Consider the following 23,236-nt stretch of genomic DNA (forward strand, 5'->3'; position numbering starts at 1 on the left):
GCCACGGAGCCAGTGCGATGCGCAAGCCCACCGATCCCCCCAAGCCCAGCTACCTGACCACCGACTTCGGCGCGCCGGTACCCGACAACCAGAACAGCCTGACCGCCGGGCCACGCGGCCCGCTCCTTTCGCAGGACGTCTGGCTGCACGAGAAACTGGGCAACTTCGTGCGCGAGGTGATCCCGGAGCGGCGCATGCACGCCAAGGGCTCCGGCGCCTTCGGCACCTTCACCGTCACCCACGACATCACGAGGTACACCCGCGCGAAGATCTTCAGCGTGGTCGGCAAAAAGACCGAGATGTTCGCCCGCTTCACCACCGTCGCCGGCGAGCGCGGCGCGGCCGACGCCGAGCGCGACATCCGCGGCTTCGCGCTGAAGTTCTACACCGAGGAAGGCAACTGGGACATGGTGGGCAACAACACCCCGGTGTTCTTCATCCGCGACCCGCGCAAGTTCCCCGACCTCAACAAGGTGGTCAAACGGGACCCGCGCACCAACCTGCGCAGCGCCACCAACAACTGGGACTGGTGGACGCTGCTGCCGGAGGCACTGCACCAGATCACCATCGTGATGAGCGACCGCGGCATCCCCGCCAGCTACCGCCACATGCACGGCTTCGGCTCGCATACCTACAGCTTCTGGAACGCGGCGGGCGAGCGCTTCTGGGTGAAGTTCCACTTCCGCACCCAGCAGGGCATCAGGAACCTCACCGACGCCGAGGCCGCCGAAGCGATCGGCAACGACCGCGAGACCCACCAGCGCGACCTGTTCGACGCCATCGAGCGCGGCGACTTCCCGAAGTGGACGATGTACGTGCAGGTGATGCCGGAGACCGACGCCGAGAAGGTCCCCTACCACCCGTTCGACCTCACCAAGGTGTGGCCGAAAGCGGACTACCCGCTGATCGAGGTCGGCGAGTTCGAGCTGAACCGCAATCCCGAGAACTTCTTCGCCGACGTCGAGCAGAGCGCGTTCGCGCCGTCCAACCTGGTGCCGGGCATCGGCGTGTCGCCGGACAAAATGCTGCAGGCCCGGCTGTTCAACTACGCCGACGCGCAGCGCTACCGGCTCGGCACCAACTACCAGCAGATCCCGGTCAACGCCGCGCGCTGCCCGGTGCACAGCAACCATCGCGACGGCATCGGCCGGGTCGACGGCAACTACGGCGGCCTGCCGCATTACGAGCCCAACAGCTTCCAGCAGTGGCAGGAACAGCCGCAGTTCCGCGAACCGCCGTTGAAGATCAGCGGCAACCTCGCGGACTGGTTCAACTACCGAGAGGACGATGCCGACTACTTCAAGCAGCCGGGCGACCTGTTCCGCCTGATGACGCCGGAAAAACAGCAACTGCTGTTCGACAACACCGCCCGTGCCATGGGCGACGCGCCCGACTTCATCAAGCGCCGTCACGTGGACAACTGCACGAAGGCCGACCCGGCCTACGGCGCCGGGGTGGAGGCCGCGCTGCGCAAGCTCGGGGCCTTTGCCGCGGCGCAGTCGCCCAACAGCCTGGGCTGAAGGGCTTCCCGCATCGGACGGACGCCGGCAGGTTCGCCTGCCGGCGTTTTCGTGGCGGGGTTACCCTAGCCGCACTCGCCAACCGGCGCTTGCGCAGGAATCCAGCATGCCGTCCCTGACCGATGACCTCTTTTCCCAGTTGTCCGGCCCTGCCCTGCAGCAGATCAGCCAGCAGCTCGGCGCCAGCCCCGCGCAGACCTCCGGCGCCATCGCCGCCGCCCTGCCGATGATCCTCGGCGCGATGGGCCGCAACACCGCCCAACCCGGGGGCGCCGAGGCGCTGCTGGGCGCACTGGGCCGCGACCACAATGGCGGTGGCGGGCTTGGCGATGTCCTCGGCGCGGTGCTGGGGGGCCAGCAGGGCCGGCAGACCGACGGCCTGGGTCAGCTGGGCCACATCTTCGGTGGCCAGCTGCCGCGCGCCGAAAACGGCCTCGGCCAGGCCACCGGGCTGGGCGGCGACAAGGCGCAGATGCTGCTGAAGATCCTTGCCCCCATCGTCATGGCCTACCTGGCCAAGCGGATGTTCGGCGGCCAGCAGGAAGCGGCATCGCCGCAGGCACTGGGCGATATCCTGGGGCGGGAGCACGCGCAGGTGCGCCAGGCGGGCGGCGTCGGCGGCGGACTGCTGGGCGCGGTGCTCGATCAGGATGGCGACGGCCAGCTGGGGCTGGGCGACCTGATGAAGATCGGCGGCGGGCTGCTGGGGGGCGGCCGCTGAGCTCCCGCCGGGTGCGCGGACCTCCCCGTCCGCGCACCCACCCCGCACGTCCTCCCCGAATGGAGCGCAACGCATGAACCTTTCGCAGGCAGATTCCAGCTTTTTCGTCGGCTGGGGAACGCTGTCCCTGATCAACGCCGGGCTGGCCCAGTCCAAGGGGCGCAGCGGCATCGGTTGGTGGCTGGGCTCGCTGCTGGGCGGCCCCGTGGTCACGCTGCTGATCGTCCTGCTGCCGCCTGTGGGCGGCAGGCCGGGCTGAGGCCCGGGCGCCGCGACATCGGCGCCGGCGTGCCGGCCCGCTCAGGCGGCGCTGGCCGCCATCGCCTGCGCCAGATCGTCCCACAGGTCTTCCACGTCCTCGATGCCCACCGACAGCCGCAGCAGGCCCGGGGTGATGCCGGTCGCCGCCTTCACCTTGTCGTCAACCATGCGGTGGGTCAGGCCGGCGGGGTGCTGGATCAGGCTGTCCACCGAGCCCAGGCTCACCGCCGCGGTCATCACCTTCACCGAGGCCATCACCTTGGCGGCTGCGTCGTGGCCGCCGCGCAGCTCGAAGGCCATCAGGCAACCCGGCCCACGCATCTGGGTGCCGACCAGGTGCGCGCCGTGCGCGCCCGGCAGACCCGGATAGAACACCTTCGATACCGCCGGATGTTCGGCCAGCCGCTGCGCCAGCACCTGCGCGTTGGCCTGCGCGGCTTCCACCCGCAGCTTCAGCGTGGGCAGGCCGCGGTGCAGCAGGTAGGCGGCCAGCGGGTGCAGCAGGGCCCCGGTGGCCGCGCGCACGGTGCGCAGCGGCGCGGCGCGGGCCTCGTCGCAGCAGACCACCCCGGCGATCACGTCGCCGTGGCCGCCGAGGAACTTGGTGGCGCTGTGCAGGACGTAGGCCGCGCCGAGTTCCGCCGGACGCTGCAGCACCGGGGTGGCGAAGGTGGAGTCCACCAGCACCGGCACGCTGCCGGCGGCAGCGACCACCGCCTTGATGTCCACCAGGTTGAGGGTGGGATTGGCAGGGGTCTCGATCACCACCAGCGCGGTATCCGGGCGCAAGCGCGCGGCAATCTCGTCCGCCTTCACGAACTCCGCCTCCAGCCCGCACATGCCGGTGGCCAGCAGGTGGTCGGCGGTGCCGTACAGCGGCCGCACCACCAGCACGTGCCTGCCGTGCTGGGCGCGGTCCAGCAGCACCGCCGTCATCGCCGCCATGCCGGAGGCGTAGGCCACGCAGGCCTGGGTGCCTTCCAGCGCGGCGATGGCGTTCTCGGCGCGGGCCACGGTGGGGTTGTGCAGGCGCGCGTAGATCGGGTTGGCGGCGCTGGCGTGGCCGCCGACCAGCGCATCGAAGCTGGCGCTGCCCACGTCGAGATCGGCGATCGGATAGGTGGTGGACAGGTCCAGCGGCGGCGCGTGCACGCAGAGGTCGCCGAAGTCTTCGCGGCCGGCGTGGACGGCAGTGGTCTGGAAGCGGTGCATGGCGGCCTCGGATGCGATGGGATACCGCTATCCTAGAACCCCGTTCGGCATGAATCCGTCGAACCGAAGGATATTTCTCCAAGGCGGCCAATCATCATGCTGGATCGAATCGACTACGCCCTGCTCCGCCTGCTGCGGAAGAATGCGCGCCTGCCCAACAAGGACCTGGCCGAGAAGGTGGGCATCGCGCCGTCCACCGCGCTGGAACGGGTGCGGCGGATGCGCGAGGCGAAGATCCTGCTGGGCTACCATGCCGAGATCGCCCCCGAGGCCATGGGCGTGGGCCTGCAGGCGATGATTTCGGTGCGGCTGGCCCGGCACTCGCGCGCACTGGTCGATGGCTTCCACCAGCACCTGCTGGCCCTGCCCGAGGTGCTGGCGTGCTACCACGTGGCCGGCGCCGACGACTTCCTCGCCCACGTCGGCGTGCGCGACAGCGAACACCTGCGCCAGTTCACCCTGACCGCGCTGACCGAGCGCGAGGAAGTGGCCCACATCGAGACGCGGCTGATCTTCGAGTTCCAGCGCAACGTGGAACTGCCGGCGCAGGATCACGCCCGTTGATCCGCCGTGGGCGGGCCGGGCGGACGACGCGCCCTGCCCGCTCCGCCCGGCTACTGGAACAAGCGATAGGTGCGGGTGCTGACTTCGGACACCCAGCGGAGATAGCTCACCCGCCACTGCCGCCCGATGTTCGGCTCCCAGGGGTCGTACACCATCAGGTTGGTGCCGCGCCCGCTGGGGTCGTTGTCGCCGCGGATCCCGACCACCAGGGTCATGTGCCCCGGGCTGCCCTGATAGCCACCTGGAATGCGCTGCAGGTAGCCACCGGGGTTCCACAGCGTATCCACCATCACCGGCCCCTGCCGCACCATGGCCGCGAAGGCCTGCGGCGTCCACGACGCCGGCGGGTACGAGCGCAGGCCGTGTGCCCGCGCGTACCGCTCGGTCTGCGGCACCCAGTTGGCCGCGTCCGCCTGGTTGTACAAACCGTTGGTGTCATCCCACATGTCGGCAGGCGTCGCCGCCTTCACCGCGGCGACGCTGCTGCGCTTGAGCATGGCCGTGGCCGCCGCCCAGCAGGTGCTGTTGGTGGGCTGTGGAATGAACGGCCGCGTATGCCGCGCCGGCGCGTAGGTTTCCGCATCGAACAGCGCATTCTGCGTGCATTGGCCCGCCTCGCCATCCACCACCAGCCAGGCCTGGTCCTGGTAACGGCGCACCGCACTGCGGGTCTGGTTGCCGAAATCGCCGTCGGGGCGAAGGCTGCAGCCCGGCAACTTGCGGTTGAGCGCCTCCTGCAGGCGCCTGACCTCGCTTCCTTTCGATCCCATCCTCAATACCGTGACGGCCATGGCGCGGCTCCTTGCCTCCAGTGCTTCCAGCGCATGTTGGCAATGCGCGGCACGCACCGCCATTTGCTGGAAGCACTAAACGCGGCCACCGGGCCTAGCGCATTCCGCCTAAGCCATTCCGCAGCGGCATCGCGCCGCTGTCCTGCGTCCGGCACCCCGGCTGCACCAGCAGGACGGCTGCGCAAGCCGGCTCCCCGCGGACGGGACGCCGGCCGGGCGAGCGCACGCTGTCAGTGGGCTTCGTCCTGCGATGGCGTCGATGCCGGCCTTGCCAGCGCATCGTCGCGGGCATTGGCTCGCTGCGCAGCGGCGCGCTGCAGGTGCGGCATCGCGTAGTCCTGGAACACCTGCTTGGGCTCCAGCTCGCCAATCTGGATGTAATAACCGATGAAGGCGGCGATGTAGAGGTCGGCCACGGTGAAGCGGTCGCCGACCAGATACCGCCTGCCCGCCACCGCGCCTTCTAGCGTGCGCAGCAGGTCGGCCTCGTTGCCGTAGCCGGCTTCCATCGACGGCGCGATGGTGCCGTGCCGGCGCGCGGTGATGAAGAACTCCAGCGGGCTGGCGAACAGCATCCAGCGGTAGCAGGCGCCGCGCTCCGGCGTGCCCGGCGGCGGCAACAGGCCCAGTTCCGGCACCAGGTCGGCCAGATGCAGGCAGATGGCGGCGTTCTCGGTGATCGCCACGCCGTCATGCACCAGCGCCGGCACCTTGCCCATCGGGTTGATGGCGAGGAACGCCGGCGACTTCATGCTGGTGCCGAATTCGAGTTGCACCTCGTCGTATGGCAGGCCGGTTTCCTCCAGCATCCAGCGGGTGATGCGGGCGCGCGACATCGGGTTGGTGTAGAAGCGCAGCTGCGGGGTCATGGCGGGTCCTGGGTTGGGTGGACGCGCAGTCTGCGCCGGGCCTGCTGACAGCCGATGGCAGCAGCCTTCAATCGCGCTGGCGGATCCGCTCGTGTTCGCGCCAGCGCTGCAGCAAGCCGTGCCGAGTCTGCGGGTAGTGCCGGCCTGCATCCTCCAGCCCCAGCACACGGTCGGCGCGGAAGTGGCGGAAATCGCCGCGCAGCTCGCACCACGCCGCCAGCAGCCGACGGTCGTCGAGGAAGGCCATCGCGAACGGCCAGACCGTGCGTTGCGACACCCGGTCGCCGGCATCGGCGTAGGCCAGGTGCAGCACGCGCTGCTCGCGGATGGCGCGGCGCAGCGTGGGCAGCCAGGGTTCGGGGGTCTTCGGGCACCAGTCCGGCGCGAACAGGCCGCCGGTTTCCACCTGCAGGCGCAGCCCGGCCGGCAGGATGCCAAGGATGCGGTCCATGGCACCGCGCGCCGCCGCGGCCAGCTCCGGGTCGGCATGCGAGGCCACCCAGCGGGTGCCCAGCACCATCGCCTCCAGTTCCTCTTCCGAGAACATCATCGGCGGCAGCAGGAAACCGGGGCGCAGCAGATAGCCGATGCCGGGATCGCCGGCGATGTCGGCGCCCTGCCCGCGCAGGGCCTCGATGTCGCGGTACAGGGTGCGCAGGCTGACCCCCAGCTGCGCCGCCAGCTGCGCGGCCCGCACGGGGCGGCGCCGGCGCCGGAGATCATCCAGCAACTGCAGGAGGCGGGTGGCGCGCTGCGTCATCGGCGGATCCGCGGGAACGGCGCCGCAGGATACCCGGACGGCCTGGCCAGCGCCGCCCGGCTACAGCGCGTCGATGTCGCCCAGCGCGCGGATCAGCCGGCGCGCGCGCTTGTCGGGCTTGGTCTCGGGCGGATGGTAGCCGGCGCGCTCGGCGGCGCGCTGCGCGCGGGCCTGCTCGCGCGCCTGCTTGGATGCATCCGATTCGCGATACAGGGTTTGCGCGACGCTGGCCGGGCCGCGCACATCGCTCAGCGCCAGTACTTCTATTTCGAAGCGCTCCTCCAGCCGGGCGACCTGCAGCGCATCGCCCACGCGCACGCCGCGCGAAGGCTTGGCGCGCTGCCCGCCGATCTCCACCTTGCCGGTGTCGATGGCGTGCTTGGCCAGCGCGCGGGTCTTGAAGAAGCGCGCCGCCCACAGCCACAGGTCGAGGCGGACGCTGGCGGCTTCCTCTGGCATCTGCATGGGCATCGAACGATTGGTGGGCCCGTAAACGCAAACGGCCACCCGGGGGGTGGCCGTCGCGCGGACGCTGCGCCGGAATTACTCGGCGGCTGCAGCTTCGGCAGCGGCCTTGGCGCGCGCCTTGGCGTTGCCGGCCAGGTCTTCCTTGATGCGCGCCTTCTTGCCTTCCAGGCCACGCAGGTAGTACAGCTTGCTGGCGCGCACGGCGCCACGGCGCTTCACTTCCACCGAATCGATGGCGGCGCTGTGGGTCTGGAACACGCGCTCCACGCCGAAGCCGTGGGAAATCTTGCGCACGGTGAACGCGGAGTTCAGGCCGGCGTTCTTCTTGCCGATGACCACGCCTTCATAGGCCTGCACGCGCTCGCGGTTGCCTTCCTTGACCTTGACGTTGACGACGACGGTGTCGCCGGGGCCGAAGTCGGGCAGCTTGCGCGAGATCTGCGCGGTTTCGAAGTCCTGCAGCAGGGTGTGGATCGAGGGCTTGTTCATGGGATCAACCTTGGATTTTTGTTGCGTGCATCGGCACGCGCCTGTTGGTGTCGTTGTTGCGCGAGTGCACGTGGACCCGCGTCATGGCTCGGTGCAGCGTGGTGCATGGGCGGGGCCCAGCCGCGCATTGTAGCCGAAATCCAGCCGCGGTGCCGGGGCTCAGGCATCGCCGGCGGGCGGCTCGCCCACCGCCTGCAGCCAGCGCGCGCGGAAGGCGTCCAGCAGGGCCCGGTCGGCCTTCGGAAGCGCCGCCTCGTCCAGCAGGTCGGGCCGCCGCAGCCAGGTGCGGCCCAGCGACTGCTGCCGGCGCCAGCGGGCGATCTCGGCGTGGTTGCCGGACAACAGCACCTCCGGCACCGCGCCGAGCGCGTGCTCGACCGGCCGGGTGTAGTGCGGGCAGTCCAGCAGGCCGTCGCCCTCGAAACTGTCCTGCACGGCGGACTCGGCGTCGTTCAGCGCGCCCTCCTGCAGCCGCGCCACCGCGTCCACCAGCACCGCCGCGGCCAGCTCGCCGCCGGACAGCACGTAGTCGCCGATGGAGATTTCCTCGTCCACCTCGGCCTGCAGCAGGCGCTCGTCGACGCCTTCGTAGCGGCCGCACAGCAGCACCAGCCGCGGCAGCGCCGCCAGTTCGCGGACCTTGCGCTGGTTCAGCCGGCCGCCTTGCGGGCTCAAGTAGACCACCCGCGCCGGCGCCGGGTCGGCGTCGCGCGCCGCACGGATCGCCGCACGCAGTGGGTCGATCATCATCACCATGCCGGGACCACCGCCAAACGGGCGGTCGTCGACCCGACGGTAGTTGCCTTCGGCGTAGTCGCGCGGATTCCAGCCGTGGAGCGACAGCAGCCCGCGCTCGCCGGCGCGCCCCACCACGCCATGCGCGGCGATCTGGGCGACGAAGTCGGGGAACAGGCTGACGATGTCGAAGCGCATGGGTATCTCCATTGGGCGGAAACCCGCCCCACGGCGCAAAGGCTTTGCCTGATCCCGCCGGAAGCAGTCCGCGCCGCTGCGGCGCGCCGCCACATCCTAGAACTCGGCGTCCCAGTCCACGGTGATGACGCCGGCATCGAAGTCGACGCTGCGCACGTACGCCGGTTGTGCGAACGGGATCATCCGCTCGCGCTCGCCCTGCGCCACCAGCACATCGTTGGCGCCGTTGTTGAACAGATGCGAGACCACGCCGAAATCGGCCCCGTCCAGATTGACCACGCGCAGGCCTTCCAGGTCGACCCAGTAATACTCGCCGGGTGCCGGCGGCGGCAGCGCGGAACGCGGCACCAGAATGTCCGTGCCGCGCAGCGCCTCGGCGGCATCGCGGTCATCCACGCCCGGCAAGGTGGCGATCAGCCCCTTGCCGCCCTCGCGCACCTTCGCACCCTCGCACAGCCGCTGGTTGCCGCGCGCGTCGCGCAGCGTCCACGGCTGGTAGCGGGCGATGGCGCGCAGCGGGTCGGCGTAGCTTTCCAGCTTCACTTCGCCGCGCACGCCGAACGCACCGTGCAACCGGCCCATCGGGATCATCCGTTCTGGATTCTTCCGCTGGCCGGCGTCCGGTGCGTTCATGCGTTCGATGCGACGGGCCGCGCGAGGCGGCCCGAAGCCGTCAGGCGGCCTTGGCGGCCTGCTTGTACAGGTCGGCGACCTTGTCGGTCAGCTGCGCGCCGTTGTCCAGCCAGAACTTCATGCGCTCGACGTTCAGCTCGATGCGCTTTTCCTGGCCCTGCGCCACCGGGTTGTAGAAGCCCACGCGCTCGATGTTGCGGCCATCGCGGGCGCTGCGGCTGTCGGTGACGATGATGTGGTAGAAGGGGCGCTTCTTGGCGCCGCCGCGGGTAAGGCGAATCTTGACCATGGTGCTTTCTCGGTGTTGCCCAGCGGCCGGGATGGCCGGGTAAGCCGGCAAGTATAGCGGCACCGGCCGCTACGGGGAAGCCGCCCCGGCCCCTGCGCCCGTGGCCGCCTTTTCCGCCGCAGCGATCCGCTCCGGGCTGGGCGGATGGGTGGACAGGTAGCCCATCGGGCCTTTTTCCAGCGCCTCCGGCACCAGCGCCGACAGCCGCCGCATCATCGTGGCGAACGCCTTGGGCGATTGCCCGTGCCGCCGCAGGAGGTCAAACGCGTAGGCGTCGGCCTCGCGCTCGTGGCCGCGGGAAAACCCGCTGCCAAGCAGCGTGGCCGGGATCGATACCGCCAGCGACGAGCCCGAGGCGTCGCCGAACAGCAGCCCGGCGACGACGAACAGCGATGACTGCTCCAGCGCGCCGCGCATGCCGTGCCGGTGCACGTGGTGCCCGGCCTCGTGGGCCAGCACGGCCAGCACCTCCTCGTCGCTGCCGGCCAATTCCAGCAACTGGTCGGTGACGAAGATGCGCCCGTCTGGCAGCGCGAACGCGTTCGCCCCGAGCCCCTCCGCGTCCACCAACACCACGCGCATCTGCGCCGAGCGCGGTTCGCCCCGCACCAGCGCCCGGAAGCGCTGCTGCAGTGCCGCCCGGCGCGCGGCCGGCACCGTGCTCGGGTTGAAGTGCAGCCGGTCGAGCAGCGCGACCACCTGCTCGCTGACGTGCCGCTCGACCACCGCCGGCATGCGCTCGGCCGCCTCGCGCGCCAGCCACGGCATGCCGTGGCGCAGGAACAGCACGGTCGCCGCCAGCACCAGCAGCGCCGACCCCAGGATCGCCCCGCGGCGGCGCTCCAGCCAGTCCGCCCAGCCTTCGATGCGGCCGCTGCCGTCGGGGAACCAGGCTTCCAGCTCGGCGCTGTGCGTCAACTCGAGGTAGCCCCCATCCGGCAGCTGCAGCACCCGCGGGGTGTTGCCCAGCCGCGGCCGGATCCGCACCGCCTCCAGCGGCCACCGCTGCCGCTGGCCGTCCTCGAACGCCAGCTGCAGGCAGCCGTCCACGCAGTCCAGCTGCGCCGCGCGCATGCGGCTGGACTGGCCGTCGTAGCAGTGCGCGGTGAGCGCCATCAGAAGCCGAGGTCGACGCCCACGTCGAGCGCATCGACCAGCTCCGCACCGGCGGCGGCGTGATCGCGCTCGCTGTCGCGCAGGAAGCCCTCCAGGCTGCCCTCGACCCACACCGCGAAGTGCGCGGCGCGGTAGCGCGCCAGCCGGATCATCGCCCACGGCACCGCCAGCCCCAGCGTGCAGACGATGGCGACCAGGTTGCTGAAATAGATCCACAGCATGTCGCGCACGCGCAGGGTGGATTCGAAGCGGTGCGGGCCCAGCCGCGTGCTGTTCCACAGCAGGTTGGCGAACTTCACCCGCAGGAAGATGCCGACGCCGAACATGCCGCCGTAGAGCAGCAGCAGCGCAGCCACCATCCCGACGCCCAGCGCCGCGCCGCCGGCGCCATTGGCCTCGCCCTTGCCGGCGACCACGCCCGCCGCGATCACCGCGCCGAAGGCCAGGAAGAACAGCACCATCAGGCCCACGCCGATCCCCAGCGCGATCAGGTACGGCACGTAATAGCGCCCGGCATCGCCGGCGTAGCCGAAGCGCTGGCGCCCGAAGCTGTGGCCGGCGACGACGAACTCGTGCTGCCGCAGCTTCATCAGCGGATACAGCAGGGTGGCGGTCAGGCCGCTGAGGATCGGCCAGCCCAGGAATGGGCCGTAGGCCTCCCCGCCGCTGCGGTCGAAGCGGAAGCTCAGCCCGCGCCACGCCGAATTGCGTGCGCGGAACCGCAGCCCCAGCACGATGATCAGCGGCATCAACGCCGCCAGCGCCAGCAGGATCACCACATACAGCAGCGGCAGGAACTGCGACGACAGGCCCAGCGCGATCACCACGGCATAGGCGATCAGCCGCCCCTTGAGGATGGCGATCGGGTCGGCCAGATAGTCGAAGCTGGAGCCCGCGAGCCGGGTATTGCCGTAGAAATAGCGCTCGGTGCGCACCTTGGCCCAGGCCGAATAGATGCCCAGGGTGACGATGCCCAGCAGCAGGTTGACGAACCAGATGCCGAAATACTCACCGACGCGACCGGAGAATTCCGGCTGATGGCGGACCACCGGCGTTTCGGCCGGCACGGCGGACACCTGCTCCGGCGTAGTGGACTCCCCTTCGAACATCGCCCCTTCCCCTTGCAAGCGTCCCCGACGCGGAGAGGAAGCTTAACCGGAGGCTGCCCGGAGCGCTGCGAATGATTGGCGGTAACGGTTGCGCGGCGCAGCCGGCGCGCCCGGGCTCAGCGGAACGGCAGCCCGCCGCGCCCGCCCATCATCCCGGACAGGCCGCGCATCATGCCCTTCATGCCGCCGCGGCCCAGCTTGCCCATCATCTTTTCCATCTGCTGGTACTGCTTGAGCACCTTGTTGACGTCGGCCGGCGTAAGGCCGCTGCCGCGCGCCACGCGGGCGCGCCGCGAGCCGTTGAGGAGATCCGGGTTGCGGCGCTCCTTCTTCGTCATCGAATTGATGATGGCGATCATCCGCGGCACTTCCTTGCCGGTTACCTGCTGCTTGACGTGCTCCGGCAGCTGGCCGACACCCGGCAGCTTGTCCATCAGTCCGGACAGGCCGCCCATGTTCTGCATCTGCTCGAGCTGGTCGCGCATGTCGTTGAGGTCGAACTTCTTGCCCTTGGCGACCTTCTCGGCCAGCTTCTTGGCTTTGTCGTGATCGACCTGGGCTTCCACCTGCTCGACCAGCGACAGCACGTCGCCCATGTCGAGGATGCGGCCGGCGGCGCGGTCGGGATGGAACACGTCCAGACCATCGGGCTTTTCGCCCACGCCGATGAACTTGATCGGCTTGCCGGTGATGTAGCGCACGCTCAGCGCCGCACCGCCGCGGGCGTCGCCGTCGGTCTTGGTCAGCACCACGCCGGTCAGCGGCAGCGCTTCCCCGAAGTGCTTGGCCGTGACCGCCGCGTCCTGGCCGGTCATCGAGTCGACCACGAACAGGGTCTCGACCGGGTTGACCGCGGCGTGCAGCGCCTTGATCTCGGCCATCATCGCGTCGTCGATGCTGGTGCGGCCGGCGGTGTCGACGATCAGCACGTCGGCGAAGGTCTTGCGGGCCTCGTCGATGGCGGCCTTGACGATGGCCTCGGGCTTCTGCGAGGCCTGCGACGGGAAGAACACCGCGCCGACCTGCCCGGCCAGCGTCTGCAGCTGCTCGATCGCGGCCGGCCGGTAGACGTCGGCGCTGACCACCATCACCTTCTTCTTGCGCTTGTCCTTCAGGTGCTTGGCCAGCTTGGCCACGGTGGTGGTCTTGCCCGCGCCCTGCAGGCCGGCCATCAGGATCACCGCCGGCGCCGGCACGTTGAGGTTGAGGTCGGCGGCCTGCGCGCCCATCACCGCCGCCAGTTCGTCGCGCACGATCTTGACCAGCACCTGGCCGGGCGAGAGCGAACGCATGACCTCCTGGCCCACCGCACGCACCTTGATGCGCTGGATCAGCGCCTGCACGACCGGCAGCGCCACGTCGGCTTCCAGCAGCGCGATGCGGACCTCGCGCACGGCCTCGCTGATGTTGGATTCGGTCAGGCGGCCGCGGCCGCGCAGGCGCTCGATGGTGCCGGACAGGCGCTGGGTCAGGGATTCGAACACGCGGGCGTGACCTTCGTCGGGAAAACGGGAACCATGAATTATAAGGCCATGCGACTGCGGCCCAGCTGCGCCCGCCGCGCCGCGGCGCCCGCTTCGCCAACAAACCCGTGCCCCGGGCTTGCACCGTTCATCGCCGAAGGATTGGACAGGACACTCAACCACGTCTTCGCCCAGCTGCCCGGGCCTGCAGGCCTTGCGTCCACCGCTGCACTGGCGCGCAGCGCCACCACAAGCCGGCCACGCCAGTAGTGACCACGAGGGCGCCGGGGCGAGCATCCAGCGGTGTCCGGGCGTTCTGGGATGGTGCCCCGCTGTGCGACACTTGGCGGATGCTGATCGTCCTGTCCGCCGCTGTCCTGTACCTCGCGGCCGCCGTCTGGCTGGCAGTGGATGCGCGCCGCGGCCAGGACAAGGGCGGCCGCGGCTGGCTGCTGCCTGCCGATGCCGCCGTGCTGCTGCACGGATTGGTCCACTACCTGGCCTGGCGCAACAGCGGCGCCACCGACCTGCATTTCTTCGCCGCGCTGTCGCTGGTGGGCGTCGGCATGGCTGCGCTGACCGCGCTGGTCGCCGCCACCGGGCGCATGCGCGCGCTTGGGGTGGTGGTGTTCCCGCTGGCCGCGCTGGTGTTGCTGGCCTATCGCTTCTATGGCCACGCCCTGGCGCCCGATCCGCTGGACTGGCGGATGCTTCTGCACGCGTGGCTGGCCCTGCTGGCCTACGCCACGCTGGCGCTGGCGGCCGTGCTGGCGGTATTCCTGTGGGCGCAGGAGGGCGCCCTGCGCCGGCGCCAGTTCCACGCCTGGCTGCGCGCACTGCCGCCGCTGACCGAGCTGGAAACATTGCTGTTCCGCACCATCGCGGTCGGCTTCGCGCTGCTCACCGCCACCCTGCTGACCGGCGTCCTCTTCGTGGAGAACCTGCTGGCCCAGCACCTGGTGCACAAGACCGTGCTCAGCGTGCTGTCGTGGCTGGCCTTCGGCGCACTGCTGCTGGGCCGCTCGCGGCGCGGCTGGCGCGGCGCCACCGCGGTGCGCTGGACGTTGGCGGCGATGGCGTTGCTGGTGCTGGCGTTCTTCGGCAGCAAGTTCGTGCTGGAGCTGGTGCTGCACCGCACCGCCTGAGCGGCATCCCGCGCCGCCCCCTGTCCATCTGGCTCGCGCCTGTCATGCAGGCGCGCCGGTCTTCGCGTCCTTCCCCCGAGGAAATCCCGATGCGCTGGCGAGGGACTGCCGTGTGCCGCGAATACGTTTGCAATGCAAATAATTGCATTGACAACTATTGTCCATCGAAACAAAATGCCGCCCCATGAAGCCTTCCGACCCGTCCGCCGGCGCCTGCAGCACCTCGCTCGGCCTGCTGTTCCGCCAACTGCGCGATGCCATGTGGGCGCGCATGGAACGCGAGCTGGCAGCGGCCGGGCATGAACTGACCTTCAGCCAGTACATCACCCTGAAGAAGCTGGCCAGCGGCTGCACCGCCGGCGTCACCGACCTGGCCCGCGCCGCCGACCTGAATCCTGGCGCCATGACCCGGCTGCTGGACCGGCTGGAGGCGCGCGGCCTGCTGGCCCGCGCGGCCGATCCCCACGACCGCCGCGCCCTGCACATCCACCTGACCGATGCCGGCCGCGACCTGTGGCGGGACGTCGACCAGTGCGGCGCGCGCGTGCGCGAGCGCGCCTTCCACGGCATGGACGAAGCAACGCGCGCGCAATTGACCGGCTTGCTTGAGCAAGCCCGCGACAACCTGCTTTCCCCGGACTGACCTCATGCCGCGACTTTCGATTCTTGCAGCCGCCTTGGGCGGCGCCCTGCTGGTGGCCGGTTGTGCCAGCACTGCCGGGCTGGCGCCGCAGGGCATACCGCACGACAACGCCACTCTGGCCGCAGGTCGCGCGCTGGCCGGCGCGCCCCTATCGCCTGCCGCCTGGCCCAGCGAGCGCTGGTGGAGCGCGTTCGGCGACGCCCAACTCGATGCGCTGATCGATGAGGCGTTGGCCGGCGCGCCCTCGCTGGACGCCGCCGTGGCGCGGACCCGCAAGGCGCAGGCACAGGCCGGGCTGGCCGACGCCGCGCGCAAGCCCAGCGTGGGCGGCGGCGCGCAGTACGCGTTGGCCCAGCTGCCGGCGGGACTGGCCGGCGAAGAGCTCGGTGGCCAGCTGATGCACAACGCGGTGCTGTCCCTGAAGTTCGACTGGCCGCTGGACGTATGGGGCGGCAGGCGCGCCGACTACCTTGCGGCGCTGGGCGAGGCCCATGCCAGCGAAGTGGACGCGCAGGCGGCGCGGCTGTCGCTGGCGGCCAACGTGGCGCGCAGCTACGTCGCGCTGGCGCAGGCGTTCGATGATCTCGACCTGGCCCGCCGCGAGCAGGCGCGCACCGACGACCTCGTCACGCTCGGCCAGCAGCGCATCGCCGCCGGTCTGGACAACAAGGCCGCGCTGCGCGGCAACGAAGCAATGGCCGCCGCCGCCAGAGCCCAAGCGGAAGCCGCGCAGCAGCGCATCGACGGGCTGCGCAACGCGCTGGCCGCGCTGCTGGGGCAAGGCCCCGACCGCGGCCTGGCGATCCAGCGACCGCACCTGCTCGAGACCCCGGCACCGGCGCTGCCGTCGGTGCTGCCCAGCGAGCTGCTGGGTCATCGTCCGGACGTCGTCGCGGCGCGCTGGCGGGTGGAAGCCGCCGCGCAGGGCATCGCCTCGGCCAAGGCGCGGTTCCGCCCCAGCATCGACCTCAGCGGGCTGGCGGGGCTTGCCGCCACCGGCTTCAAGGGCCTGTTCGACAGCGACGCCTTCCTCGGCTTCGGCGGCCCCGCGCTGAGCCTGCCGATCTTCGACGGCGGCCAGCTGCGCAGCAACCTGGCCGCGCGCGACGCCGACTACGACCTCGCCGTGGCCGACTACAACCGGACCGTCGTCGATGGCCTGCGCCACGTCACCGACGCCGTGCAGGCCATCCGCGCGCTGGACGCCCAGGCGGCCGCGCTGGAACAGGCCCGCAGCGCCGCCGCTGCCGCCGCGCAGGTGGTGGAGCAGCGCCAGCGCGCCGGGCTGGCCAACCGGCTCGACCTGCTGGCGGCCCGCAAGCCGCTGCTGCAGGCGGAGCAACAGCTGGCGGCCGTGCGCAGCCAGCGCTACGCCGCGGCCATCGACCTCGACCAGGCGCTGGGCGGCGGCATCGCCGCCACCGCGCCAGCCCCCATCGCCTCCCACTGACGCGCCCCCATGACCACCGAAACCACGCCGAACACCTCCACCGGCCCGGCCGCCCCGCTGCCGCCCTCGCAGGTCACGCGGACGCCCGCGCAGGGCAAGCGGCGCCGTGCACTCCTGGTCCTGCTGGCCATCGTCGTCGTGGCCGGCATCGCCTGGCTCGCCTACTACCTGCTGGTCGCGCGCTGGCACCAGGACACCGACGACGCCTACGTGCAGGGCAACATCGTCAGCATCACCGCGCAGACGCCGGGCACGGTGGTCTCCATCAATGCCGACGACGGCATGCGGGTGACGGCGGGCCAGGTGCTGGTGCAACTGGACCCCAACGACGCCCAGGTGGCGCTGGCGCAGGCCGAAGCCAACCTCGCCGGGACGGTGCGCCAGGTCCGCGGCCTGTTCAGCAGCGTGGACAGCGCGCAGGCCGACATCGCCGCGCGCGAAGTGGCGCTGCAGCAGGCGCGCGCGGACGTGGCGCGGCGCAGCGGGCTGGTCGCCAGCGGCGCTGTCTCCGCCGAGGAACTGGCGCATGCGCAGGCCCAGCTGCAAGCCGCCGAAGCCGCGCTGTCGGCCTCGCGCGGGCAGCTGTCGCGCAACCGCGCGCTGGTCGACGCCACCACCGTGGCCAGCCAGCCGCAGGTGCAGGCGGCAGCGGCGCAGCTGCGCCGGGCCTACCTGGACCTGCAGCGCGCCGCCATCGTGGCGCCGGTCGACGGTTTCATCGCCAAGCGCAGCGTGCAGCTGGGCCAGCGCGTGCAGCCGGGCGGCGCGCTGATGGCGGTGATCCCGCTGCAGGACGTGTGGGTGGACGCCAACTTCAAGGAAACCCAGCTGCACAACATGCGCCTGGGCCAGCCGGTGACGCTAACCGCCGACGTGTACGGCGACGACGTGACCTTCAACGGCAAGCTGGTCAGCCTCGGGCTGGGTACCGGCAGCGCGTTCGCCCTGCTGCCGGCGCAGAACGCCAGCGGCAACTGGATCAAGATCGTGCAGCGCATCCCGGTGCGCATCCAGCTGGACCCCAAGCAGCTGCGCGACCACCCGCTGCGCCTCGGCATGAGCATGGCGGTGGACGTGGACGTGCACGACCAGGGCGGCCCCGTGCTGCCGGCCGCGCCGGCCGACAAGCCGGTGCTGACCACCGACGCCTACGCCCGCCAGCTGCACGACGCCGACGCGCTGATCGAGCGGATCATCGCCGGCAACCTGCCGCAGGGCCGCGCGTCCTGACCCCCTTCGCAGGAGTCGCGCCGGCGGCGCCCCGTTCCCTCCCCTCCCCCTTGGGTGACGGATCCCGCCCGGCCGGCAGCCACCGCACTGCCGCTCCTGCACCTCTTCCGATAGCGATCCTCCATGGCCACGACCCTTGCCCAGGAAGAAGAATCGATGGGCCTGCCGCCCGGCCCCGAAGTCACGGCAAAGCCCTCCGATTTCCGCCCGCCGAACGTGGCGCTGACCACGCTCGGGCTGGCGCTGGCCAGCTTCATGCAGGTGCTGGATACCACCATCGCCAACGTGTCGCTGCCGGCCATCTCCGGCAACCTCGGCGGCAGCGCCAACCAGGCCACATGGGTCATCACCTCGTTCGCGGTGAGCACCGCCATCGCCCTGCCGCTGACCGGCTGGCTGACCCGCCACTTCGGCGAACGCAAGCTGTTCATGTGGTCCACGCTGGCGTTCGTGTTCGCCTCGTTCCTGTGCGGCATCGCCCACAGCATGGGCCTGCTGGTGGTGGCGCGCGCCCTGCAGGGCTTCGTGGCCGGGCCGATGTACCCGGTGACGCAGGCGCTGCTGCTGTCGATCTATCCACCCGCCAAGCGCGGGCAGGCGATCGCCCTGCTGGCGATGGTGACGGTGGTGGCGCCGATCGCCGGGCCGATCCTCGGCGGCTGGATCACCGACAACTACAGCTGGGAATGGATCTTCTTCATCAACATTCCCATCGGCATCTTCGCCAGCACGGTGGTCGGCCGCCAGCTGAAGGGCCGGCCGGAGCGGCTGGAAAAGCCGAAGATGGACTACATCGGCCTGGCCACGCTGGTGCTCGGCGTGGGCGCACTGCAGGTGCTGCTGGACCTGGGCAACGACGAGGACTGGTTCGCCTCGCCGATGATCGTGGCGCTGGCCATCACGTCGGCCATCGCGCTGGTGGTGTTCGTCATCTGGGAGCTGACCGACAAGGACCCCATCGTCGACCTGCGCCTGTTCCGCCACCGCAACTTCCGCTCCGGAACCATCGCCATGACCGTGGCCTACGGCGCCTTCTTCAGCGTCGGCATCCTGGTGCCGCTGTGGCTGCAGCGCAACCTGGGCTACACCGCCATCTGGGCAGGCTTCGCCACGGCGCCCATCGGCATCTTGCCGGTGATCCTGACGCCCTTCGTCGGCAAGTACGCCAACCGCTTCGACCTGCGCATCCTGGCCAGCTTCGCCTTCATCGCGATGTCGCTGACCAGCTTCGCGCGGTCGCATTTCAACCTCGACGTGGATTTCCAGCACGTGGCGCTGGTGCAACTGTTCCAGGGCCTGGGCGTGGCGCTGTTCTTCATGCCGGTGCTGCAGATCCTGCTGTCGGACCTGGAGCCGCACGAGATCGCCGCGGGCTCCGGCCTCGCCACCTTCGTGCGCACGCTGGGCGGCAGCTTCGCCGCCTCGCTGACCACCTACGCCTGGAGCGAGCGCGGCGCCGTCCACCACGCGCACATGACCGAGCGGATTTCCTCCCTCGACCCCGCCACGATGGAGACCGTGGCCCGCTACGGCGGCGGCGATCTCCAGCAAGGCGCCGCGGTGCTGGAACGGATGATTTCCAATCACGCCGCGCAGATCGGCTTCAACGAGATCTTCCACCTGCTGGGGATCATCTTCCTCGGCGTGATCCTGTTCGTGTGGCTGGCAAAACCGCCATTCGGAGCCAAGACGGGCGGCGCGCCCGGCGGCGGGCACTGACCCAATGAGCTACACCGGACAGTAATGGGGACAAGCGAAAACTGACACTTCGGTGCCGTCACGCTAACATCGAAAAACCCGCCGCTTCTGGCCTGATTCAATACTACCCATGCCAACGCAGACTTCCGATCCCTCTTCGTTTTCGGAAATGCTTGCCGAGCTGGTTCGCTATTTCGGGTTCAATCCAAGCGGTGAAGTACAGACTTTCCAGCTGATCCTGGGCCTGTGCGCGGCCTTGTTCGCCTATTTCCTCATACATCGCAACCAGATCGTCGCGGCCTCCGCGGGGCGCAAGCTGGAACGCAATCGCCTGCTCAACGAGCTGAACCACGAGTATTTCGCAATCATGGCGAGGCGTTGCGTAATCAAAGCCGGCGCCTCGCCCGAGGAAAGCTACGACTCCGCTCAAATGCTCGAGCTTGAGAATGTATTGGTCCGCGACGTGATCTGGACATCAAGCAAGCTTAACGACGACGCAGGCCACGGCTATCGCACGATCAACCAGAGCCGCTACATGCGGGTGTGCGAAACGTACTGGGTAGATTCGATCACCCTCCATCTGATGTTGCTGTGGACCAAGCGTGTCTACCACGGCCTGCAGCTAGATGTACTGTCACCAGCGGATGTCATGGAGATGTGGCGAAATATCCTGCCTTGGGCGAAAAACAACCGGTTCTCCCTGATGGCGGCTTGGTTCGGCTCCGATCCTGGCCAGCATTCAATCACGGCGCCGGTCGTTTCTCTGCCTGGATGGGGACGGTTCAACAAGACCTGGTGGCGATTGTCGTTCGGCGTTCGCAATCTCGCAGACAAGACCGATGGCTTGCTGCAACAGCTGCTTGGCATGCAGTCACCCCTGTGTCCGCGACCGCCCGCGCACTGGCGCGGCGACATTGCCGCGCTGTACTACCTGATCTATGTAGCCACCGACCAAGCTATCCGTGCGCGCAGGGCAGACATTCTCGGTTATGCAAATCCGTCGTACACCGCCGACAGCGCGCCAGCGGGCAGCAAACACGTCATCTTCGACAGCCAACTGCGCAAACATCTCTTGCGCTGATAATCAGACCGCGGCGCGCGCACCGGCGGGCGACGCGCGGCGGATCTTGAGCATGCCCATCCGCTTACGCGGCTATCCAGCCACTTCCAGCGCATCTGCCAACCGCTCCACCGCGACCACCTCCATGCCCTTGTAATTGCCGGATTTCGGCGCATTGGCTTTCGGCACGATGGCGCGCTTGAACCCGTGCGTGGCAGCCTCCTTGAGCCGCTCCTCGCCATTCGGCACCGGGCGGATTTCGCCGCTCAGACCCACTTCGCCGAAGGCGATCGTCTTGCCGGCCAGCGGCGCGTCGCGCAGCGAGGACAACACCGCCAGCAAGACCGGGAGGTCAACCGCGGTTTCCTGCACGCGGATGCCGCCGACCACGTTCACGAACACGTCCTGGTCGCCCACCATCACCCCGCCATGGCGGTGCAGCACCGCCAGCAGCATCGCCAGCCGGTTGCCTTCCAGGCCCACCACCACCCGGCGCGGATTGGACAGCGGCGAGGCATCCACCAGCGCCTGCACCTCCACCAGCAACGGGCGGGTGCCCTCGCGCGTGACCATCACGCAGCTGCCGGGCTGCGGCGCGCCCATGCCGGACAGGAAGATCGCGGACGGGTTGGACACCTCGCGCAGGCCACCGTCCGACATCGCGAACACGCCGAGTTCGTTGACCGCGCCGAAGCGGTTCTTGAACGCGCGAAGCACCCGGAAGCGGCTGCCGGAATCGCCCTCGAAATACAGCACCGCGTCCACCATGTGCTCCAGCACGCGCGGGCCGGCGATGCCACCCTCCTTGGTCACGTGGCCGACCAGGAACACCGCGGTGCCGGTTTCCTTCGCGTAGCGCACCAGCCGCGCGGCGCTCTCGCGCACCTGCGACACCGAGCCCGGTGCCGCGGTCAGGGTGTCGGTCCACAGCGTCTGGATGGAGTCGGCGATCAGCAGGCGCGGCTTGGCCGCGATGGCATGTTCAAGGATGCGCTCCACGCAGGTTTCCGCCAGCGCCTGCAGGCCCTCCAGCGGTAGGCCCAGCCGCTGCGCGCGCCCGGCCACCTGCGCCAGCGACTCCTCGCCGGTGACATATAGGCCGGGCCAGGTCGGCGCCATCTGCGCCAGCGCCTGCAGCAGCAGGGTGGACTTGCCGATGCCGGGGTCGCCGCCCACCAGCACCACCGCGCCTTCGGCCAGCCCGCCCCCCAGCACGCGGTCAAATTCGCCGATGCCGGTCGAGGCGCGCGCGCGCGCGTCCAGCTGCACGTCGGCCAGCGCCATGATCTTCGGCGCATCCACCTTGCCGGCCCAGCCGCTCCGGCGCGAGGCCGGGGACTTGGCCTGCGCCGCGGTTTCCAGCGCGATTTCCGCCAGCGTATTCCACGCGCCGCAGGCTTCGCACTGGCCCTGCCACTTGGCGTAATCGGCCCCGCATTCCGCGCACACATACGCGCTGCGGCGCTTGGCGGTGGAGGGGCTTGCGGCGGCTTTCGACATTGGCGGTCCTGCAATCGGGATTACCGTCACTTTAGCGGGGCCGGGTCGCAGCAGGCGCGACCGGACCACGCTCAGGTTTCCCCTCAGCCGGCCGCTAACGATTACGAGCCCCTCCCCCGCGACGTCCCCCACGCCATGATCATCACCGGCTCCAACCTGCAGCTCAGCGGCAGCCACGCCTCGCTGGAGTACCAGCGTCGCCACGAAACGCTCAATGCCTGGCGTGACGGGCCTGAGGGGCGGCAGCAGGTGCAGCTGGAGTCCACCAGCGAGTCGCTGCGGCTGCAGGCCGGCGCCACCCGGCTGACGTTGAGCCAGGAGGCGCTGCGTCCGCCGCCGATGGACTTGCCGCAGGCACCGCCCGCAGTGGATGGCGCCGGCGCCACCCGCGAGGTGGACGCCAAGGCGGAGGACATCGGCGAGCTCAGGATCACGCTGTTGCGCCTGCTGGTGGAGCAGCTGACCGGGCGCAAGATCGAGGTGATGGACGCCGGCGAACTGGGCGGCGGCGAAGCTGGCGAACCGCCGGCGGAACTGGCGGAAGCGGCCGCGCGCCAGGGCTCGGCAGCACCGGCTGCCGCTGGCAATGGCCGCGCCGGTTGGGGCGCGACCTATTCGCTGGAGGAAGTCCATTACGAAAGCGAGGCCACCCGCTTCACTGCGCAGGGCGTGGTGCAAACCGCCGACGGCAAGGAAATCCGGCTGGCGCTGGAGCTGAACATGAGCCGCGAGTTCGCCAGCCATACCCGCGTGTCAGTGCGCGCGGGCGATGCGCTGAAAGACCCGCTGGTGATCAACTTCGGCGGCACCGCCGCGCAGCTCACCCAGACCACGTTCAAGTTCGACCTGGACGTCGACGGCAAGGCGGACGCCATGCGCTTCGTCGCCCCGGGCAGCGGCTTCATCGCGCTGGACCACAACGGCGACGGCCGCATCAACGATGGCCGTGAGCTGTTCGGGGCGCAGAGTGGCGACGGCTTCGCCGACCTGGCGCGGCACGATGACGACGGCAACGGCTGGATCGACCAGAACGACGCGGTGTTCGACCGCCTGCTGGTGTGGACCCGCGACGGCAACGGCGAGGACCGCCTGCAGGGACTGCTGCAGCACGGCGTGGGCGCGCTCTACCTGGGCAAGGCGGAGACGCCGTTCGCGCTCAAGGACAGCGCCAACGCGTTGCAGGGCGCGGTGCGCGCCAGCGGTCTCTACCTGCGCGAAGACGGCGGCGCCGGCACGCTGCAGCAGATCGACCTGGTGGTGTAGCCGCGAAGTCCGGCTGCCCCGCAAACAGAAAAGCCGCCCTGCAGGGCGG

23 protein-coding genes and 1 pseudogene are annotated in these 23,236 nt (G+C 69.9%); 11 read left to right on the top strand and 13 right to left on the bottom strand.

All coding sequences use genetic code 11. The features are described 5' to 3' along the window. Window positions 1–17: 17 nt before the first annotated feature. The 3 genes and pseudogenes from SPK54_RS05300 to SPK54_RS05310 form a co-directional block, all read left to right on the top strand. Window positions 18–1,533: pseudogene (locus tag SPK54_RS05300) on the top strand (catalase); the annotation flags it as partial. Between the two features lie 93 nt (window positions 1,534–1,626). Further along, window positions 1,627–2,241: a DUF937 domain-containing protein gene (locus SPK54_RS05305; protein ID WP_330946925.1), complete on the top strand. Its 615-nt coding sequence runs from the start codon at window positions 1,627–1,629 to the stop codon at window positions 2,239–2,241. A 73-nt stretch (window positions 2,242–2,314) separates the two neighbouring features. After that, window positions 2,315–2,500 (top strand): hypothetical protein, encoded by a 186-nt coding sequence (locus SPK54_RS05310; RefSeq protein WP_330946880.1) that lies wholly within the window; start codon window positions 2,315–2,317, stop codon window positions 2,498–2,500. Window positions 2,501–2,541: 41 nt separating this feature from the next. Here the strand turns inward: SPK54_RS05310 and SPK54_RS05315 are convergent, their stop codons facing one another. Beyond that, on the bottom strand, window positions 2,542–3,714 hold the full coding sequence (locus SPK54_RS05315; protein ID WP_330946881.1) for an aminotransferase class I/II-fold pyridoxal phosphate-dependent enzyme: 1,173 nt from the start codon (window positions 3,712–3,714) through the stop codon (window positions 2,542–2,544). Window positions 3,715–3,810: 96 nt separating this feature from the next. Between SPK54_RS05315 and SPK54_RS05320 the strand changes: the two genes are divergently transcribed. Continuing rightward, window positions 3,811–4,278: an Lrp/AsnC family transcriptional regulator gene (locus SPK54_RS05320; RefSeq protein ID WP_330946882.1), complete on the top strand. Its 468-nt coding sequence runs from the start codon at window positions 3,811–3,813 to the stop codon at window positions 4,276–4,278. 50 nt (window positions 4,279–4,328) lie between these two features. Here SPK54_RS05320 and SPK54_RS05325 read toward each other — a convergent pair whose 3' ends face one another. The 11 genes from SPK54_RS05325 to ffh all read right to left on the bottom strand — a co-directional run bounded on the left by SPK54_RS05325 (window position 4,329) and on the right by ffh (window position 13,219). Beyond that, on the bottom strand, window positions 4,329–5,048 hold the full coding sequence (locus SPK54_RS05325; protein ID WP_330946883.1) for a peptidoglycan-binding protein: 720 nt from the start codon (window positions 5,046–5,048) through the stop codon (window positions 4,329–4,331). Window positions 5,049–5,299: 251 nt separating this feature from the next. Further along, window positions 5,300–5,938 (bottom strand): glutathione S-transferase family protein, encoded by a 639-nt coding sequence (locus tag SPK54_RS05330; RefSeq protein ID WP_330946884.1) that lies wholly within the window; start codon window positions 5,936–5,938, stop codon window positions 5,300–5,302. 67 nt (window positions 5,939–6,005) lie between these two features. Continuing rightward, on the bottom strand, window positions 6,006–6,698 hold the full coding sequence (locus SPK54_RS05335) for a YafY family protein (RefSeq protein ID WP_330946885.1): 693 nt from the start codon (window positions 6,696–6,698) through the stop codon (window positions 6,006–6,008). Window positions 6,699–6,758: 60 nt separating this feature from the next. Further along, window positions 6,759–7,169 (bottom strand): RNA-binding S4 domain-containing protein, encoded by a 411-nt coding sequence (locus SPK54_RS05340; protein WP_330946886.1) that lies wholly within the window; start codon window positions 7,167–7,169, stop codon window positions 6,759–6,761. Window positions 7,170–7,241: 72 nt separating this feature from the next. Then, a complete protein-coding gene (rplS, locus tag SPK54_RS05345) occupies window positions 7,242–7,655 on the bottom strand; it encodes a 50S ribosomal protein L19 (RefSeq protein WP_028838838.1) in 414 nt (137 codons plus the stop codon). 159 nt (window positions 7,656–7,814) lie between these two features. Further along, window positions 7,815–8,588 carry a tRNA (guanosine(37)-N1)-methyltransferase TrmD gene (trmD, locus tag SPK54_RS05350; protein ID WP_330946887.1) on the bottom strand — a complete coding sequence of 258 codons (774 nt, stop codon included), beginning with the start codon at window positions 8,586–8,588 and terminating at the stop codon, window positions 7,815–7,817. 96 nt (window positions 8,589–8,684) lie between these two features. Beyond that, the gene (rimM, locus tag SPK54_RS05355; protein WP_190280645.1) at window positions 8,685–9,221 is read right to left on the bottom strand and encodes a ribosome maturation factor RimM; all 537 of its coding nucleotides are present in this window, start codon (window positions 9,219–9,221) and stop codon (window positions 8,685–8,687) included. Window positions 9,222–9,261: 40 nt separating this feature from the next. Next, window positions 9,262–9,510: a 30S ribosomal protein S16 gene (gene rpsP / locus SPK54_RS05360; protein WP_028838841.1), complete on the bottom strand. Its 249-nt coding sequence runs from the start codon at window positions 9,508–9,510 to the stop codon at window positions 9,262–9,264. A 69-nt stretch (window positions 9,511–9,579) separates the two neighbouring features. Next, window positions 9,580–10,626 carry a M48 family metallopeptidase gene (locus SPK54_RS05365; RefSeq protein ID WP_330946888.1) on the bottom strand — a complete coding sequence of 349 codons (1,047 nt, stop codon included), beginning with the start codon at window positions 10,624–10,626 and terminating at the stop codon, window positions 9,580–9,582. Continuing rightward, window positions 10,626–11,735, bottom strand: a complete 1,110-nt coding sequence (locus tag SPK54_RS05370; RefSeq protein ID WP_330946889.1) for a YjgN family protein — start codon at window positions 11,733–11,735, stop codon at window positions 10,626–10,628. Before SPK54_RS05370 ends, SPK54_RS05365 begins: the two co-directional genes overlap by 1 nt. 116 nt (window positions 11,736–11,851) lie before the next feature. After that, the gene (ffh, locus tag SPK54_RS05375) at window positions 11,852–13,219 is read right to left on the bottom strand and encodes a signal recognition particle protein (RefSeq protein WP_330946890.1); all 1,368 of its coding nucleotides are present in this window, start codon (window positions 13,217–13,219) and stop codon (window positions 11,852–11,854) included. A 329-nt stretch (window positions 13,220–13,548) separates the two neighbouring features. Between ffh and ccsA the strand changes: the two genes are divergently transcribed. From ccsA to SPK54_RS05405, 6 genes are all read left to right on the top strand, one after another. Beyond that, entirely contained in the window at window positions 13,549–14,343 is a 795-nt protein-coding gene (gene ccsA, locus SPK54_RS05380) for a cytochrome c biogenesis protein CcsA (protein WP_330946891.1), read from the top strand. A gap of 184 nt (window positions 14,344–14,527) precedes the next feature. Beyond that, window positions 14,528–14,986 (top strand): MarR family transcriptional regulator, encoded by a 459-nt coding sequence (locus SPK54_RS05385; RefSeq protein WP_330946892.1) that lies wholly within the window; start codon window positions 14,528–14,530, stop codon window positions 14,984–14,986. Between the two features lie 4 nt (window positions 14,987–14,990). Then, window positions 14,991–16,436, top strand: coding sequence for an efflux transporter outer membrane subunit (locus SPK54_RS05390; RefSeq protein ID WP_330946893.1), 1,446 nt, complete (start codon window positions 14,991–14,993; stop codon window positions 16,434–16,436). A 9-nt stretch (window positions 16,437–16,445) separates the two neighbouring features. Beyond that, window positions 16,446–17,666, top strand: coding sequence for an efflux RND transporter periplasmic adaptor subunit (locus SPK54_RS05395; RefSeq protein ID WP_330946894.1), 1,221 nt, complete (start codon window positions 16,446–16,448; stop codon window positions 17,664–17,666). Between the two features lie 156 nt (window positions 17,667–17,822). Further along, window positions 17,823–19,385 (top strand): DHA2 family efflux MFS transporter permease subunit, encoded by a 1,563-nt coding sequence (locus SPK54_RS05400; protein WP_330946926.1) that lies wholly within the window; start codon window positions 17,823–17,825, stop codon window positions 19,383–19,385. A 148-nt stretch (window positions 19,386–19,533) separates the two neighbouring features. Further along, window positions 19,534–20,445 carry a hypothetical protein gene (locus tag SPK54_RS05405; RefSeq protein ID WP_330946895.1) on the top strand — a complete coding sequence of 304 codons (912 nt, stop codon included), beginning with the start codon at window positions 19,534–19,536 and terminating at the stop codon, window positions 20,443–20,445. A gap of 72 nt (window positions 20,446–20,517) precedes the next feature. Here SPK54_RS05405 and radA read toward each other — a convergent pair whose 3' ends face one another. After that, complete coding sequence (gene radA / locus SPK54_RS05410; RefSeq protein WP_330946896.1) at window positions 20,518–21,924, bottom strand: DNA repair protein RadA; 1,407 nt, start codon at window positions 21,922–21,924, stop codon at window positions 20,518–20,520. A 135-nt stretch (window positions 21,925–22,059) separates the two neighbouring features. On the opposite strand from radA, the gene SPK54_RS05415 reads away from it, so the two are divergent. After that, window positions 22,060–23,187: a hypothetical protein gene (locus tag SPK54_RS05415; protein WP_330946897.1), complete on the top strand. Its 1,128-nt coding sequence runs from the start codon at window positions 22,060–22,062 to the stop codon at window positions 23,185–23,187. Window positions 23,188–23,236: the final 49 nt, after the last annotated feature.

The organism is Thermomonas sp. LB-4, from assembly GCF_036409385.1.
Classification (GTDB): Bacteria; Pseudomonadota; Gammaproteobacteria; order Xanthomonadales; family Xanthomonadaceae; genus Thermomonas.

Bases quoted from the DNA above. Each gene is read 5' to 3' on its own strand.
- SPK54_RS05340 (WP_330946886.1), bottom strand. From the start codon at position 7,169: ATGCCCATGCAGATGCCAGAGGAAGCCGCCAGCGTCCGCCTCGACCTG.
- SPK54_RS05415 (WP_330946897.1), top strand. From the start codon at position 22,060: ATGATCATCACCGGCTCCAACCTGCAGCTCAGCGGCAGCCACGCCTCG.
- SPK54_RS05385 (WP_330946892.1), top strand. From the start codon at position 14,528: ATGAAGCCTTCCGACCCGTCCGCCGGCGCCTGCAGCACCTCGCTCGGC.
- trmD (WP_330946887.1), bottom strand. From the start codon at position 8,588: ATGCGCTTCGACATCGTCAGCCTGTTCCCCGACTTCGTCGCCCAGATC.
- SPK54_RS05405 (WP_330946895.1), top strand. From the start codon at position 19,534: ATGCTTGCCGAGCTGGTTCGCTATTTCGGGTTCAATCCAAGCGGTGAA.
- SPK54_RS05390 (WP_330946893.1), top strand. From the start codon at position 14,991: ATGCCGCGACTTTCGATTCTTGCAGCCGCCTTGGGCGGCGCCCTGCTG.
- SPK54_RS05395 (WP_330946894.1), top strand. From the start codon at position 16,446: ATGACCACCGAAACCACGCCGAACACCTCCACCGGCCCGGCCGCCCCG.
- ccsA (WP_330946891.1), top strand. From the start codon at position 13,549: ATGCTGATCGTCCTGTCCGCCGCTGTCCTGTACCTCGCGGCCGCCGTC.
- SPK54_RS05330 (WP_330946884.1), bottom strand. From the start codon at position 5,938: ATGACCCCGCAGCTGCGCTTCTACACCAACCCGATGTCGCGCGCCCGC.
- SPK54_RS05400 (WP_330946926.1), top strand. From the start codon at position 17,823: ATGGGCCTGCCGCCCGGCCCCGAAGTCACGGCAAAGCCCTCCGATTTC.
- SPK54_RS05370 (WP_330946889.1), bottom strand. From the start codon at position 11,735: ATGTTCGAAGGGGAGTCCACTACGCCGGAGCAGGTGTCCGCCGTGCCG.
- rimM (WP_190280645.1), bottom strand. From the start codon at position 9,221: ATGAACGCACCGGACGCCGGCCAGCGGAAGAATCCAGAACGGATGATC.
- rpsP (WP_028838841.1), bottom strand. From the start codon at position 9,510: ATGGTCAAGATTCGCCTTACCCGCGGCGGCGCCAAGAAGCGCCCCTTC.
- SPK54_RS05320 (WP_330946882.1), top strand. From the start codon at position 3,811: ATGCTGGATCGAATCGACTACGCCCTGCTCCGCCTGCTGCGGAAGAAT.
- SPK54_RS05310 (WP_330946880.1), top strand. From the start codon at position 2,315: ATGAACCTTTCGCAGGCAGATTCCAGCTTTTTCGTCGGCTGGGGAACG.
- SPK54_RS05315 (WP_330946881.1), bottom strand. From the start codon at position 3,714: ATGCACCGCTTCCAGACCACTGCCGTCCACGCCGGCCGCGAAGACTTC.
- SPK54_RS05335 (WP_330946885.1), bottom strand. From the start codon at position 6,698: ATGACGCAGCGCGCCACCCGCCTCCTGCAGTTGCTGGATGATCTCCGG.
- radA (WP_330946896.1), bottom strand. From the start codon at position 21,924: ATGTCGAAAGCCGCCGCAAGCCCCTCCACCGCCAAGCGCCGCAGCGCG.
- SPK54_RS05365 (WP_330946888.1), bottom strand. From the start codon at position 10,626: ATGGCGCTCACCGCGCACTGCTACGACGGCCAGTCCAGCCGCATGCGC.
- SPK54_RS05305 (WP_330946925.1), top strand. From the start codon at position 1,627: ATGCCGTCCCTGACCGATGACCTCTTTTCCCAGTTGTCCGGCCCTGCC.
- SPK54_RS05325 (WP_330946883.1), bottom strand. From the start codon at position 5,048: ATGGGATCGAAAGGAAGCGAGGTCAGGCGCCTGCAGGAGGCGCTCAAC.
- rplS (WP_028838838.1), bottom strand. From the start codon at position 7,655: ATGAACAAGCCCTCGATCCACACCCTGCTGCAGGACTTCGAAACCGCG.